We start from the raw sequence: 14,639 nt of genomic DNA on the forward strand, positions 1-14,639 counted from the left end.
TTGACGACAATGGCACAAATACTACCTTCAGTTTTCGGGGCGAATATTTTACGCCTTCAGGAAGAGATCGACTTCCTTGAACAGGAAAAAACAGAAATTTTACATGTTGATCTTATGGACGGCACCTATGTCAGCAATATTGCTTTTGGTCCGAATCAAATCGCGGCGATGAAAAAAGCCAGCGTCATGACATTTGACGTGCATATGATGCTGGCAAATCCAGAACGCCATATTGATGACGTTATTAATACCGGCGTTGAAATGATTTCCGTACACTATGAATCAACGCCGCACGTGCATTATATTTTACAGAAGATCAAAAAGGCTGGACGTAAAGCGGGAGTGGTACTTAACCCAGGGACGCCTGAAAGCGTGCTGGAATATCTGCTGGATGATATTGATTACATCCTGATTATGACCATTAATCCCGGTCAGCCAGGGCAGACTTTTATTGAAAAAAGCCTGGAGAAAATACGCAACACCAGAAAATTGATTGCCGGTCGGCCGATTCAGATTGAGGTAGATGGTGGCGTGAACGTTGATATTGCCCGCCGGGTAAAAGAGGCCGGTGCCGATCTGATTGTAGTCGGCGGAGCATTATTTAATAATAATCCGCAAGCTAATTATCAGGCGCTAAAACAGGCCGTTCAATAAAATTATTTGCGTGACAACACCAGGGCTTTTTTTGTTTGAGGTTTTCGACAGTTATTGTCGGGAGGAAAACCTCGTCTTAACACTGTAAAAATCAGGAGAAACACAATGAGTCACTTTAATGGAAAGGTCGCCTTAATTACCGGCGGCGCACACGGTATCGGCAAAGGCATCGCCAGGCAATTCGCTGAGCGTGGTGCTAATACGGTCATTGTTGATTATAACGAAGAAAACGGCACCAAAACCGCCGCAGAATTAACGTTTGGTCAGGTGAAATCACTCTTCATTAAAACCGACGTTTCTGACCCACAGGCGCTGGTCCGGGTCCGTGAACAGGTTATTGCCACTTTTGGCCGCATTGATATTCTGATTTTAAATGCGGGCGTGGCTTTTGCGAATAAGGTCAGTGACATTTCCTTTGACGAGTGGAATAAAACGCTGGCGATCAATCTGTCAGGTTTATTTAATACCGTAAAAGCTTTCTATGATGATTTCTTAACCAACAAGGGTTCCATTGTCTATATCTCTTCCGGTTCTGCGCTGTCCGGTACTGGCGGCGGCGTAAGTTATCCCGCCAGCAAGGCCGGTGGGGAAGGGCTGATTCGTGGACTGGCCAAAGAACTGGGGCCGAAAGGCGTCAACGTCAACGCGATTGCGCCACGGCTGATTGATACCGGCGAAATGATGCGGGTGAATTATCCGACCCAGGCAGACCTTGACGCCGTGCTGAAGAAAATTCCGGTGCGTCGCCTCGGAACGATTGATGACGTGGCAAATCTGGCGATTTTTCTGGCCGACAAGTCCAACTCCTATATTCAGGGGCAAACTATTTTAATGGACGGCGGGCGAACGATTGCATAAGAGGGAAATAACATGGGCATTAAAGAAAACACCATTAATATTCTCCGGGAATTAGAACACAACGCGGCCGGAATCGATAATGCGCAGGCCGCGCAATTTATCCGGCATATTAAGAAGGCCAACCATATTTTTTTGCAGGGAGCTGGCCGAAGCGGAATTGCGATCCGCGGGTTTGCCAATCGGCTATTACACCTGGGTTTTGCCGTCAGCATGGTCGGTGAAATTTCCGCACCGCATACCCGACCGGGCGATTTAGTGATCATTGGTTCCGGTAGCGGTGAAACCACCAGCCTGAAAAGCCTTGCCGAGAAAGCGGTGGCAAGCGGCGTGGACGTGGCGCTGGTCACCATGAAAGCCGACTCCACCATTGGCCGATTGGCTAAAAGCGTGCTGGTCCTCCCCGGCACCGTTAAAGACGAGAATGCGCGTGAAGACGGTGCCTTTTCGCAGCCAATGGGCTCGGCGTTTGAACAGCTCTGCTTCATTACTTATGATGCCATCGTGCTGGAGTTGATGGCCCAGCTCGGCGAAACCAGCGAAAGCATGTTTGTCAGACATGCCGATCTGGAATAGTGCTCACGCGTGACAGGTAAAAGAAAGGTGTTATGGGTTCACTCCCTGCGGATGGCGTTTACGCATACGTGTTGCCGCCCAACAGAGGATTGAACCTGCGCACACCATCGCCGTGCCCTGCCAGAAGGTGAATGAAAGCGGGGCACCGAGGATCACCGCCGCCAGCGCAGCGGAGAGGATGGGCGTGAAGTAGGACGCGCCTGCCAGAACGGTCACGTTGCCATGTAAAATGCCGATATTCCACGCGGCGTAGCCAAAACCCATTGCCGAAGCCGCCAGCGCCAGCGCGATAAGTGACCGGGCGCTGAATATCATCTCCCCGCCGCCGCTAAGCAGATATTTGCCCCAGAGTGCGACGGCAACCAGCATGAAGAAAAAGGTGATGCCATTTTTGCCATCGGCATATTTTGCCGTGACGATGGAGTAGGCGGCCCAAATTACCGCCCCGGCGAACGCCAGTCCGTAACTTAATGGGTTATCCTCAATATTGGCGAGGGTTGCCGCGAGATCTAACCCTTTATCTCCGCCCAAAACCCAGAAAATGCCCAGCATTGAGATCAAAACGCCGGGGAAAATCAGCAGGCTGGCGCGCTGTTTGTTAAACAGAATGGCGGCGACCAGCGTAAAACTCGGCCACAGGTAATTGACCATGCTGACTTCAATCGCCTGCCGCCCGGAACTGGCATAGCCAATCGACAATGACAGGCACAGCTCATAAGTGACAAACAGCAGACTTCCCCACAGCAGATAGCGGCGGGGAAAGGTGCTAAGTCGCGGAAAACCGACGGTAAAAAATAATATCGCCGATGCGACGGTGTAGATCATCGCCGCACCGCCTACAGGACCAAAACCTTCGCTGACGCTGCGGATCAGGCCCACCAGGCTGCCCCACAGCACGATCGCCAGCAGGCCCACGAGGGTCATTTTATTGCGCGTTTCTCTCTGTTGTATCATTACCGTTTTCTGTTCCGTAAAAGGTGAATCCCTGCACGGCGTTCGTTAGCGCTTCAATGCTGCTGAACGCGGCCATAGACAGGATAGAGCCAAAAACGCCTTCCTGAAACAGGGAATGTTATGCTGTCTGTTCCACCGCATTGCAGCCTCATGCGCTTTACATTTGGCTCTGCCGGGTAGAGGAGCCCGTTGCCTTACGCATTTCCCTTCCATGCTTCCGGTCAGACAAAGTGAGGCGGCGATTATCAGTCAATTTATTTGATGTAACAGGTCAAACAAACGATCTTTCTTCTTAGCCCCTGTCGCGTAAAGTAGTCACTATGCCGGGCAGGCTGCGCTTTTTATCGTGGTGCGGTCTGCTCAAGATTTCTCTCAACAGGACAACGCTGTTATGAAGAAGATCGGATTTTTGTCATTTGGTCACTGGACCCCTTCGCCGCACTCTGCCACCCGTTCAGCCGCTGATGCGCTGCTACAGTCTGTCGATCTGGCGGTGGCGGCTGAAGAACTGGGTGCCGACGGCGCATATTTCAGAGTTCACCATTTTGCCCGTCAGCTTGCATCGCCTTTTCCCCTGCTGGCCGCCATCGGTGCGAAGACCCGCCGGATTGAAATCGGCACCGGGGTCATTGATATGCGCTACGAAAACCCGCTGTATATGGCTGAGAGCGCCAGCGCAGCGGACCTTATTTCAGGCGGACGCCTGCAATTGGGTATCAGCCGTGGCTCGCCGGAGCAGGTGATCGATGGCTGGCGCTATTTCGGTTATCAGCCTGCCGAAGGTGAAACCGAAGCGGATATGGCGCGTCAGCACAGCGAAGTGCTGCTGGACGTGTTGCGCGGTGAAGGTTTTGCAAAGCCTAACCCGCAGCCAATGTTCCCGAACCCGCCGGGTCTGCTGCGCCCCGAACCTTTTTCCGCAGGCCTGCGCGAGCGCATCTGGTGGGGCGCTTCCTCCGATGCCACCGCAGTCTGGGCCGCGAAGCTGGGGATGAATCTGCAAAGTTCGACCCTCAAAAACGATGAAACCGGTGAGCCGTTTCATATCCAGCAGGCGAAACAGATCCGCGCTTACCGCGCCGCGTGGGCCGAAGCAGGCCACGCCCGCACGCCGCGTGTTTCTGTCAGCCGCAGTATTTTTGCTCTGATGGATGACCGTGACCGGGCATATTTTGGTGCAAGCGGTGATGACAGCGATAAAGTCGGTTTTCTTGATGAGAAAACCCGCGCCGTCTTCGGACGCAGCTACGCCGCCGAGCCGGAAAAGTTGATCGACCAGTTAAAACAGGATCAGGCCATCGCTGAAGCGGATACGCTGTTGCTGACCGTGCCGAATCAACTGGGCGTGGAATATAACGTGCACGTTATTGAGTCTATTCTGAAGCACGTTGCGCCAGCGATGGGGTGGCGTGAGTAAGGGTGAGTAGGGCGGGGTGGTCGGATGCCTCGCCAGTCTTTTGGCAAGTGTATTGTCATTCGCCCCGCATTTAAAAATCACTCATCGCTGCGATACAAAGAACCCTGACTCCGGCGTGCTCTGGCCCATATTTCATCATCGTCCAGCGACGTTTCAATCAGTTCGACAGGCGCGCCTGCGTCGTTAATGATGGCCACGAAGTAATCATCAATCGGTTCACAGGGACCCAAAATCACGTCTTCACCTTCAATGGCCAGGGCTAAATTATTTACTTTAAATGCCACATGCGGCACGGTTTTGATGAGTGGGTGCAGAGGGGAATTATCGGTAAAACGATGCCATTGCACCCGAAACTTGCCGGGATTATCGGTGGTATACATCCCCGCTTTTTCACTATACATACCCTCCGTGCTTCCATCCTGAACAGGAATACCGAAGTGATGAAACTGGTAATGAATATCTTTTTTCATGGAAAACCTCAGGGTTATTTATTGCGCCGTTGAATGGCTAAGCTGTTCATGGAATTCTTTCTCAGCGTCGGACACGATGCGTTTTAGCAGGTCGGGTCAACAAATGCTTATTTATGACTTTGTGTGACCCCTCCGTCAGCACAACGTCCTGATATTAATATTTCTCATTAAGTAGCGGTAAATAAAGCCACGCGGCAATACATCCCAAAAGGGCGCATATCATCAGTGTTAACCCCAGCCATTGTGACCATCCTGCAAGCATCAGGCCTGATCCAATGAATACGTAATAAAAGAAGCCAAATAGCGCGCCAGCTGTGCCCCGGCAATGCGAATAGGCGTTCAGCGCTGAGCTGAGCACGACAGGAATAGCCATTGAAAACGACGTCATCACCAGCGCCATTGGCAGCAGGAAATTCAGGGAATCGCTAAAACAGAGAACGCCAGTGCTACCAAACAGGTTGAGGATGCAGGCAAGCGTTAATATCCAGCGTTGACTTTTCCCCTGCTGGAACAGCAGGCGATTAATCTGCGAGCCGATTATTGAACCCGTGGCAAGTGCGACACCGCTGAAGCCAAAAGTCTGGGTATCAAAATGGAGTCGTGCAAAAATAAACGGTGCCAGGCTGTAATAGCTAAAAAGACTCACATTAAAGGCGGCGACAAGGACAATCGCCAGCCAGACTTTTTTATCACGCAACATCAGATAAAGCACGGACCAAAAAGCCACGTCTGAATGCTGCGACGAGCGTGTTTCAGGGAGAATGAACAGGCTGCCCGCCAGTAATAGTCCCGACAGAATTGTCAGAGCAATAAAGACGCCATAAAACTCCCATCGCCAGGCCAGCAACCCGCCGACATAAATGCCCACTGCGGGACTTATTGCCAGGGCAATGCCGATTAACGAGAAAATAGCTGCGAGCCTGGGGCCACTAAAACGATCGCGCAGCATCGTTTGGGTCACTACCGAGCCGGTGGCAGCGCCGAAAGCCGTTATCACGCGTGCCGCAAGTAATAAGGTGAAGCCCGAAACAACTAAAGCGATAAGCGTTCCCACGGCATAGACAGCCAGCCCTGCCAGTAAAGCGGGTTTGCGTCCCCAGTTATCACTGACGCGTCCCCAGAACAGAACCCCAGCGGCAAAGCCAATAAAATAAACGGATAAGGTTTGCGCAGTTTGCTGGGCGGTCACAGAAAAATGCGCGCTGATACTGGTCAGGGCCGGGCTATAAATCGTTTCCGCGATTTGAGGAAACATCAGTAATGCAGTGATCATCACCATTGCTGTTCGGCTAAACATTTTCGCCTCCTGAATAAAAGAGGCGTGATTGTAAGCCAGCCATTTTTTGAATATTATAAACATAATGCCTTTAAATATCGAAAATAGGACATTATGGCCTGGCTTAATGCTAATGCGGTATTCGATCCTGATACCCTGAAAAATTCTGTTATTGGGATTCAGGCAGAGTTGGGAAATCATGACTCAGGCTTACATCAGCACGCAATGGCCCAGATCCTTTTTACGCGCCAGGGTTGCATACGACTGACATTGAATAACGGTGCGTTGTTGTGCCTTCTTCCCCCCACCAGGGCGGCATGGATCCCCGCTGGCGTCAGCCATCGCGCGGAGATGAAGAATACGGTTGCCTATCGTTCAATCTGGTTTCAGCCGCAGCATTTTCCTTCGCTGCCAGCTTCGCCAGGCATTCTTAATGTTTCCCCCTTACTGCGTGAACTTTTAGAACGCATTACCGAACAGCCGTGGGAAACGCGCTGGGGATCCGGGTCTTCATTACACCTCGCCGCACTTTGTGTCGCAGAAATATGTACTGCTGCTTACGAACCAATGATGCTTGCCTTGCCTCAGGATAAGCGACTCAGCCGTCTGTCCGGGGATGCCTTGCCGCCAACGCTGCAAGAACTTGCCGCGCTTTGCGGTGCCAGCGAAAAAACGATAAGCCGTATCTTCCGACGCGATACCGGAATGTCTTTCCAGCAGTGGAGGCAGCAATGGCGTCTGATGAAGGCCGTTGAACTGCTCGCGACCGGCCAACGGATTACTGATACCGCCCAGAGTCTGGGTTTTGCCAGCGACAGCGCATTTATATACTTTTTCCGAACAATGACGGGGGAGACGCCAGGGCAGTATTTCGCCTGAAGAAATTGTGGGTTATAAACATTTTTGCCTGTAAGGGACTTTTATTCTATTTGGCGATTCCACCACAACCCAGCCACAGATTTTATTTACCCTGACGCTTCGCTTTCCCCTTTGCTTCGCCCACATCGCATCTTCAGTTTGCCTTTACAGAGCCTGTTCAGAACAGGCTATCAGGGTATTAAGGAGGGTGACTTTCGCGTATCATCCTGCTTTCATCAGGAGGAAATGATGCCGACCGATATTTCAAATACCCCCCGTATGCATAATTACCAGGCGATCGCTGACAGCATCGCGACGCTGTTATTTCCTCATGCTGAAGTCATCCTGCATAGTCTCAGGACGCAGCGCGTGCTTTACATTGCGAATAACTTCTCCGGCAGAGGTATTGGCGATGACTCAGGTCTGGACCAGCTACCCCTTGTTGAAAATGACGAGGTTGTGATTGGGCCTTATGAAAAAACCAACTGGAATGGTCAGAAAATCCGATCGATAAGTACCGTTTTGCGCGATGAAACAGGCCACGGTGACACCGTGATGTGTATTAACCTCAATCTGTCGGTACTGGAGCAGGCGCGAGATATCCTGAATCTTTTCTTTCAGTCCGGGCGAGTCATCCCTCAGCCTGATGCGTTATTTCGTGATGACTGGCAGGAACGCATTAATGTCTTTATACAAGGATGGCTTCGTGACAAACAACTTAGCCTCGCCACGCTTAATCGGGATCAGAAACGTGCCCTGGTTTCCGCGCTTTATGATGAAGGCGCTTTTGAAGGCAAAAGCGCCGCCAACTATATTGGACGGGTGCTGGTGCTGGGCAGAGCAACCGTCTACAAATATCTGAAAGAGTTTAAAGAAGAGAATGCATAAGGCTGCGCGCAATTTGCAGATCCTGGATGCCCAGACCTGTTAAATCGGCAAGGGTGATATCCTGTTGATGGCGTTCAAAACGATCGCTCTCTAATAAAGCGCCCAGTTCAATCAGGTGTTGCCCGGCGATCAGACCGGCTTTCAGTGCATGACTGACCTCGCCATACTGACGACACTGTTTTATTGAGTCCACAACAATTAATTTAGCCTTTCCAGGCAACGTCACTGCCAGCTCTTGCTTACCCGGGCTATCTGCACCCACGGCCGTTATGTGGGTGCCGGGAGTTATCCATGAGCTATTAATGAGTGGTTTGTGGGAAGGCGTTGCGGTCACAATCATATTTGCTTCCCTTGCTACACGCTCCGCCAGAGTAGTACCAGTAAAACTAACGTTGGTATCACGTATATTTTCCTGCATAACCTCCAGACTTTGCTGACTTCGTCCCCAGACGATCACATCGCGGCAATCCGTTATTTCTAAAAGCTGCCTGAGCTGTAGTTGTGCCTGAAGCCCGGTGCCATAAATTCCAATAGCATGTATTTTTTCAGGCATGAGCAGGCGAGCGACTATTCGTCCAGCAATTGCGGTCCGCATGGCTGTGAGCCATCCATGATCATGAAGGAGTACAACGGGCTGGCCTGTTTTTGCCGAGATAAGCATGATCAGACCATTATTACTGGCAAGCCCCTGCGACGGATTTTGATAAAAACCGGTGGAGATTTTCACCGCAAAGTAATCACTCTGATCTACCCACGCCGATTTAATACAACAATCGCCATCAACCTCTGCGAAAGTAAATTGCTGAACCGGCGGAGATTGCACTTCGCCCCGGCTGTAGGCAATAAAACCTTCTTCTAAAGAGCGGATCGCATCGCTGACAGGCAGACTGGCCTGTATTTCACTGAGCGTGACGACTCTCATGACACCGCTCCAATAAACTTCTCCAGCATAATATTTCGTCCGCAGAGAACAACGGCAACGCGCTTTCCTTTCCAGACGCTGGCTTGTTTCAGAAGAGCGGCCACGGCGACACCTGCTGCCCCTTCGATCATCCAGCGCTCGCTACGAGCAATCTCGCGCATTGCCTGCCGAATCTCTGCTTCGCTGACCAGCACGCACTCATCAATAACCTGCATACAAAGCGGGAAGGTGATACTCCCTGGCTCAAGGCCACCCGCTGTTCCATCGGAGAGCGTTTCGCTTTCCTCCACCTCAACAATATGCTGCGCCTGTAATGAGGCATACATCGCCGGAGAGGCTTCAGGCCAGCAGCCAATCACTTTAGTGTGCGGACTAAGATTTTTCAGTACGGCACCGATCCCGGAAATCAGACCGCCGCCGCCGACGGCGACAAACACTGCGTCCAGCTCAGGCTGCTGCTCCAGCATTTCCAGCGCGATCGTGCCCTGACCCGCAATGACGTCTTTATCGTTATAAGGAGAAACAAATATTTTTCCCTCCTGACGTGCAGCGGCTGCCGCCGCGATTTCCACGCTCAGCGGATCCGTATCCAGCGTAATGACTTTCGCTCCCCATGCCCGGATAGCGCTGAGCTTAAGCGAGGAAGCACTTTCTGAGGCGTAAACCGTCACCGGAACATCGTTCAGTTGGCCTGCCAGCGCCATTCCCTGACCATGATTGCCAGAGGAGGCAGTAATGACACCCCGGGCGCGACAATCCTCATCCAGCAAACGCAATTTATTACTGGCACCGCGAAATTTAAACGATCCGGTATGTTGCAAATGCTCTGCTTTAAACCAGACCTCACTATTAAGCTGCTTGCTAAAGCCCGGGCTGAAAAGCAGCGGCGTAACAGCGACTTGTGGGCGTATGGCCTGATGCGCATCGTAACAATCGGTAAGAATGGCAGTAAGTTGACGGGTAACTGACATGATACAATCCATAGTGGACTAAAAGTCCATAATAGACATTTTTTATTTTCATTGGCAAGCTGTTTTGCTTCACCAGGCAAGCTACCTGGCCGTAAGCGCGGGAAAGGGCGCTCAACGCCAGGTTGCCGTCTTCGTCCGGCAGTTCCGCTACCGCTATACCTGATCTAAACTGTCTCGCACAGCGCGGGCCGGGCATCGTCGACGCTGGAGGAGATTGGGTCATCGTAGTATTACGGCAGGGTGGCCTTTTTATGCGTTAATTCTGTTTACCCGAAGGTGTATTTCCGCAACAGGGTTTATACAAACGGTGCCAGCGGGTCTGCAATCTCAAACGCTACCGCTTTATCGGCCTTCGGCGGATAGATAAGCTCGCTGACGATCGACATTTTGAGCTTTTTCGCCTCGGCGCGCGTCAGCTTCACCTGCTGATCCCAGCCTTCGGTGTAGACCGCGCCCCATGCGCCAAGATCCAGACAGGTGACGTAAGTTTCCTGACGATACGGCAGGGGAGCGACGTCCAGCAGGCTGGCGGCGGCGTTGTTACCGGCAAATTTCCCCAGCAAAATTGCATGCTGGCAGGTCATTAACGCGTGATTTCCCTTATCGTCGGTGGCGGCGTAGGCCACGTCGCCGGTGGCGTAAATGTCTTCATGCCCGACCACCTGAAGTTCGCTGTTAACATGCAGACGGCCCTGACGGTCGCGTGGGGCATCAATCTGTGCCGCCAGCGCGTTGGCCTGTACGCCGACGGTCCAGATAACAGTGTGCGAAGCAATCTGACGCCCGTCTTTGAGCGTCACGCCGTTAGCCTCTACGCTTTCTACTTCGGCATTCACTAACCACTCCACGCCCAGCGCTTCAGAAGCCTGAACAATCACCTCGCTCAGCGCCTCGCTGAAGCGCGAGCCAGGCTGCGGACCTCGCTCAACTACGACTACTCTGGTCTTAGCATTCTCGCCAAGGATCTCGCGCAGCTTCGTCGGTAGCTCCAGCGCCATCTCGATCCCGGTAAAGCCGCCGCCGCATACGACTACGGTATTGCGCTGCGCGCTCTCTTCGTGCGTTGCCAGTGAATGCAGATGATTCTCCAGTACCGTCGCGCTCTCCAGCTGGTCAAGGTCGAAGGCGTGAGTTTCGGCACCGGCAACGAGTGAGCGGTTAACGTGGCTGCCGCTGGCCAGCACTAAACGGTCGTAGCTAAAGGTGTGGTTTTCGCCGGAGGTATCTGTCCAGTCAACGTTTTTGCTGCCTGGCAGGATCTGCGTAACCGTACCGCGCAGAAAACGGATGCCGGTTGCGTCAAATAGCGGCTGTAGAGGGGCAACCAGGGTTGGTACGGCGCTCTCATAGAAGCGAGGGCGCACGCGCAGCTCAGGCTGCGGGGCAATCACAGTAATATCAACGGGTTGTTTTTGATTTTTATCCGCCAGGCGCGCGGCGCTCAGTGCTGCCCACATACCGGCAAAACCGGCTCCGACGATGAGAATTTGTTTATGCATTTCTGTTGTACTCACTGTTGATTACGCTTCATTTACTAGGATTATATTTGTCGTAGTTAGTCGGCGCAATGCTATTTGTGATGCTGAGCTCGTTTTTACCTGAAATTTCTTCTTATTTTGTTGATTTTTAATGAATTAAAGGCAATTAATATTTTTGTTATTGGAATCGTTCTGGAATGAGGATGGCGAAAAAGCTACAATAACTCGGATTTATTTATGCTGAGATATTGAGAATGGCATTTTACAGTTCCGGGGTTGAATACGGCATCCATAGCCTGATGTGCATGGTGGATAGCAAGGGTGACGCCCGTGATATGAGCGTTCGCGAGATTGCCGACCTGCAAAGCGTGCCCTACGACTATCTGGCCAAGATCTTTACCCGCCTGTCAAAAGCGGGGCTGGTGCGTAGCATCGAGGGTAAAGGCGGCGGCTTCCAGTTGGCGAAACCTGCCGAGCACATCACGGTTCTCGACGTGGCGAATGCCATTGACGGCGATAAGCGGATTTTTGAATGCCGTGAGATTCGCCAGCGCCTGGCGGTATTTGACGAGTCGCCGCCGGAATGGGCCTGCGAGGGGATTTGCGGTGTACGCTCGGTAATGGACATGGCGCAGCAGCGGATGGAAGAGGCGCTGGGTCAGCACACCATTCTCGATCTGGCGCGCAAAATGTACCGCAAAGCACCGGACACTTTCGCGGTTGAAGTGCAGGAGTGGGTTGCCGCGCGCAAGGGGTAACTGACGATAGCGCAACGCTTGCCGGGCTGTGGCTTTGGCAACAAAAATTTCGTACTACAGCGTGAACGCTGATAACTAAAATCGCCGGGAGAGTGCTTTATCAGTTCACGTAACAGAGTGCAGATATGCTCAAAGGGCCAGCGACGGGGACGCCCGGCAGGCAAGGATTTCAGGCCTTCAACACCTGACAGCGTAAACCAGTTAACCCAACGCCCAACGGATGAACGGTCGCAGCAGAGTGTTCTGACCACGTCGCTGACACGGTCACCACGATGCAGCATCAGCATTGCGGTCAGTGTGCGGGCATGATTCTTGTCATGCGTTTTATGGATCGCTTTCTGCATCAGGCGTCGTTTGTCGCAGGGTATTGGTGCTATGATCGGCATCGCTCAGTCCGGTTGGTGGTTTGCGATATTTGGCGATTGATCAGATCGCACAATCCGGACCGAGTTCCCTCAAAGTGATCTACTATTCCGCGCAGCTATTTAGATGGAAGTACTAAATAGAATTATGTGAGAATAAAACATCAAAATACTATCACATTGTGAATATCAAAAAATAATACATTCACTTAATACATATATTGAGCGATATGCAATCACCTGTTAATAAATATTCTACTGTTTAATCCATTCCATTGATATCAATCAAAAGTATGAATGCTGAAAGGGAGTACTTCGTTTCACAGAGTAATAGTGTTTAACATTTTATCCGGTGTTGCGCCATCATGTTTGTTTTCCCCTTTGCCACAATGCCAGTTCTCGTCGGATAAGTTGTATCTGTATCAGAGAGGTTATTGTGTCGTTAAAAGGTCTGCGTTTTACGCTGGAAGTGGACGGACAACGGGACACTCCCCTGGCAGTGACCGACTTTTTGGAAAAGAAAGCGGTGCTGACCATCTGGCAGGGGATGGAAACCGAAAGCGCCAGAAGAAAGCGGCAGCCCGCCGCCGGATATGCGGCAGTACTGATTAAACAGCATCACAAATCTGTAAAACAGGGCAGTAAAGCAAAACAAAAATCAGGGAACAAGGAAGAATAGATATGAGCGGAAAACCGGCAGCCCGGATGGGCGACATGACAAAATATGGCGGCCCAATAATCCAGGGCTCGGCGGGCGTGATGATTGGCGCGCCGACCGGCGTGGCCTGTTCGGTCTGTCCGGGCGGCATGACCTCCGGTAACCCGGTTAACCCGCTGCTGGGCGCGAAGGTCTTACCCGGCGAAATGGAATTCGCGCTGCCCGGCCCGCTGCCGTTTGTGCTTTCCCGCACCTACAGTAGTTACCGCACAAAGACGCCCGCCCCTGTGGGGATATTCGGCCCCGGCTGGAAAGGGGGGGGAGATTTGTGGAGGGCAAGACCAGAGAGGAGAGCATGCAACTGATGGGCTATGGGGGCCCGGAAAAGCAAGCAATGACACAAAAGAAAGTGCAGGGCGATGTGATTCTGTCGAACCAGATAACAGTTGCATTGAAAATTGCTTAAAAGAAAAATTCAAAGGAATTAGACCTCGTTATACTGTATTACCAGATATCCCAATTCCAATAAATTTAGGGCTGTTTAAAAACTGTCAAGATTGGTCTGATGATGCATTGAAATCATGTAGAATGAAATGCTCTGGCAATGATTTTGGGCGGCTAATTAGATTTATGCTGACGGGGGTGATATGAAGACTTATTTCGTTTATTCTGTAAAAATAATATGGCTGAGCCTGTCCGTTCTAATATTGTGTTTTTCGTTGCATAGACTTTCACAATTGCATTCAATGCATGATATTAGTGAGTTAATAAGTGTAATGGCATATGGGATGGTATTGATATCATTTCCTACAGGGATGGCTTCTGCTGTCTTATTGTTTCTTGTTGATTTTATCATTGGTGTTAATATTAGCAATAAGTATGTTGTACTAACGGTTATATGGTTTGTTTTTTTACTTGGCGGATATATTCAATGGTTTCTGTTAATGAGTAAAATTATCAGGAAATGAGAATATAAGAAGTGAGGCATACAATGCAGCGCAAGAAGAAGTTTCATTGAGGATGAGATAATGACAATCATAAATAGAAATCTACTATTATTGATATCTTCACTATTTGTAATAAATATCTACTCATACGATTCATTTGCTTATGAAAAGAATTTATCATTGAGTTCAGTAGCCAGTTTCCCGTCAACGATAAATGCGTTGAAATAAAGATGGTTTTTTTGTGATAAATGTCTGTAAGTATGTAATACAAAAAAACGAGCCGAAATTATTCCATATATTCAAAATTGCTGCTCTGTTGTAGAGCAAAACGCTGATTGGATTCGGGGGCTGGATATTTATGTCCGGGAAAGGGCTTTGTAAAAAAACATCATTCCGTCATGTAAAATGTTGACCAATTGTTATTGGGCGAAATGGGTATATAATAATATGCATGCTTAAAATGGATTCATATTTTCCCAATAGTTCTATTCTCATATTAACCTTAAATTTTTCATATTTCTGATAACTGCTTAAACCTTTATATTCCGTAAGATCATATTGGCTAAGAACCCAGTAATCAGCGACAATTGTCGCC

At 50.5% G+C, this 14,639-nt stretch carries 14 protein-coding genes and 2 pseudogenes; 9 read left to right on the top strand and 7 right to left on the bottom strand.

Annotated elements, in window-relative coordinates; genetic code table 11:
* The first annotated feature begins 9 nt into the window (after positions 1 to 9).
* The 3 genes from rpe (at position 10) to hxlB (ending at position 2,085) form a co-directional block, all read left to right on the top strand.
* A complete protein-coding gene (rpe, locus tag RT197_RS00330; RefSeq protein WP_312946152.1) occupies positions 10 to 654 on the top strand; it encodes a ribulose-phosphate 3-epimerase in 645 nt (214 codons plus the stop codon).
* A gap of 105 nt (positions 655 to 759) precedes the next feature.
* Complete coding sequence (locus tag RT197_RS00335) at positions 760 to 1,512, top strand: SDR family NAD(P)-dependent oxidoreductase (RefSeq protein ID WP_312946155.1); 753 nt, start codon at positions 760 to 762, stop codon at positions 1,510 to 1,512.
* Between the two features lie 12 nt (positions 1,513 to 1,524).
* Positions 1,525 to 2,085, top strand: coding sequence for a 6-phospho-3-hexuloisomerase (gene hxlB / locus RT197_RS00340; protein ID WP_312946157.1), 561 nt, complete (start codon positions 1,525 to 1,527; stop codon positions 2,083 to 2,085).
* 30 nt (positions 2,086 to 2,115) lie between these two features.
* Here the strand turns inward: hxlB and yddG are convergent, their stop codons facing one another.
* Complete coding sequence (yddG, locus tag RT197_RS00345; protein ID WP_312946158.1) at positions 2,116 to 3,039, bottom strand: aromatic amino acid DMT transporter YddG; 924 nt, start codon at positions 3,037 to 3,039, stop codon at positions 2,116 to 2,118.
* Between the two features lie 391 nt (positions 3,040 to 3,430).
* Here yddG and RT197_RS00350 point away from each other — a divergent pair, with 391 nt between their 5' ends.
* The gene (locus RT197_RS00350) at positions 3,431 to 4,456 is read left to right on the top strand and encodes an LLM class flavin-dependent oxidoreductase (RefSeq protein ID WP_312946161.1); all 1,026 of its coding nucleotides are present in this window, start codon (positions 3,431 to 3,433) and stop codon (positions 4,454 to 4,456) included.
* 77 nt (positions 4,457 to 4,533) lie between these two features.
* Here RT197_RS00350 and RT197_RS00355 read toward each other — a convergent pair whose 3' ends face one another.
* Both RT197_RS00355 and RT197_RS00360 read right to left on the bottom strand, forming a co-directional pair.
* Complete coding sequence (locus RT197_RS00355; RefSeq protein WP_312946162.1) at positions 4,534 to 4,926, bottom strand: hypothetical protein; 393 nt, start codon at positions 4,924 to 4,926, stop codon at positions 4,534 to 4,536.
* Between the two features lie 154 nt (positions 4,927 to 5,080).
* Positions 5,081 to 6,223, bottom strand: coding sequence for a multidrug effflux MFS transporter (locus RT197_RS00360; protein WP_312946163.1), 1,143 nt, complete (start codon positions 6,221 to 6,223; stop codon positions 5,081 to 5,083).
* A gap of 93 nt (positions 6,224 to 6,316) precedes the next feature.
* Here RT197_RS00360 and RT197_RS00365 point away from each other — a divergent pair, with 93 nt between their 5' ends.
* The gene (locus RT197_RS00365) at positions 6,317 to 7,081 is read left to right on the top strand and encodes a helix-turn-helix transcriptional regulator (RefSeq protein ID WP_312946165.1); all 765 of its coding nucleotides are present in this window, start codon (positions 6,317 to 6,319) and stop codon (positions 7,079 to 7,081) included.
* Between the two features lie 225 nt (positions 7,082 to 7,306).
* Positions 7,307 to 7,948 (top strand): PAS domain-containing protein, encoded by a 642-nt coding sequence (locus RT197_RS00370; RefSeq protein ID WP_312946167.1) that lies wholly within the window; start codon positions 7,307 to 7,309, stop codon positions 7,946 to 7,948.
* Here RT197_RS00370 and RT197_RS00375 read toward each other — a convergent pair.
* The 3 genes from RT197_RS00375 to RT197_RS00385 all read right to left on the bottom strand — a co-directional run bounded on the left by RT197_RS00375 (position 7,929) and on the right by RT197_RS00385 (position 11,340).
* Positions 7,929 to 8,870 carry an ornithine cyclodeaminase family protein gene (locus RT197_RS00375; RefSeq protein ID WP_312946168.1) on the bottom strand — a complete coding sequence of 314 codons (942 nt, stop codon included), beginning with the start codon at positions 8,868 to 8,870 and terminating at the stop codon, positions 7,929 to 7,931. The genes RT197_RS00370 and RT197_RS00375 overlap by 20 nt on opposite strands.
* Positions 8,867 to 9,841: a threonine/serine dehydratase gene (locus RT197_RS00380; RefSeq protein WP_312946170.1), complete on the bottom strand. Its 975-nt coding sequence runs from the start codon at positions 9,839 to 9,841 to the stop codon at positions 8,867 to 8,869. The genes RT197_RS00375 and RT197_RS00380 overlap by 4 nt, the downstream gene beginning before the upstream one ends.
* 296 nt (positions 9,842 to 10,137) lie before the next feature.
* A complete protein-coding gene (locus RT197_RS00385) occupies positions 10,138 to 11,340 on the bottom strand; it encodes an NAD(P)/FAD-dependent oxidoreductase (protein WP_312946173.1) in 1,203 nt (400 codons plus the stop codon).
* Positions 11,341 to 11,573: 233 nt separating this feature from the next.
* On the opposite strand from RT197_RS00385, the gene RT197_RS00390 reads away from it, so the two are divergent.
* Positions 11,574 to 12,077 (top strand): Rrf2 family transcriptional regulator, encoded by a 504-nt coding sequence (locus tag RT197_RS00390; protein ID WP_312946176.1) that lies wholly within the window; start codon positions 11,574 to 11,576, stop codon positions 12,075 to 12,077.
* 32 nt (positions 12,078 to 12,109) lie between these two features.
* On the opposite strand, the pseudogene RT197_RS00395 reads toward RT197_RS00390, so the two are convergent.
* Positions 12,110 to 12,463, bottom strand: a pseudogene (locus RT197_RS00395) (helix-turn-helix domain-containing protein); the annotation flags it as partial.
* A gap of 412 nt (positions 12,464 to 12,875) precedes the next feature.
* On the opposite strand from RT197_RS00395, the gene RT197_RS00400 reads away from it, so the two are divergent.
* Both RT197_RS00400 and RT197_RS00405 read left to right on the top strand, forming a co-directional pair.
* On the top strand, positions 12,876 to 13,118 hold the full coding sequence (locus RT197_RS00400; protein ID WP_312946179.1) for a hypothetical protein: 243 nt from the start codon (positions 12,876 to 12,878) through the stop codon (positions 13,116 to 13,118).
* A 2-nt stretch (positions 13,119 to 13,120) separates the two neighbouring features.
* Positions 13,121 to 13,426: pseudogene (locus tag RT197_RS00405) on the top strand (DUF6531 domain-containing protein); the annotation flags it as partial.
* Between the last annotated feature and the right edge of the window lie 1,213 nt (positions 13,427 to 14,639).

Source organism: Superficieibacter sp. (assembly GCF_032071645.1).
Classification (GTDB): Bacteria; Pseudomonadota; Gammaproteobacteria; order Enterobacterales; family Enterobacteriaceae; genus Superficieibacter.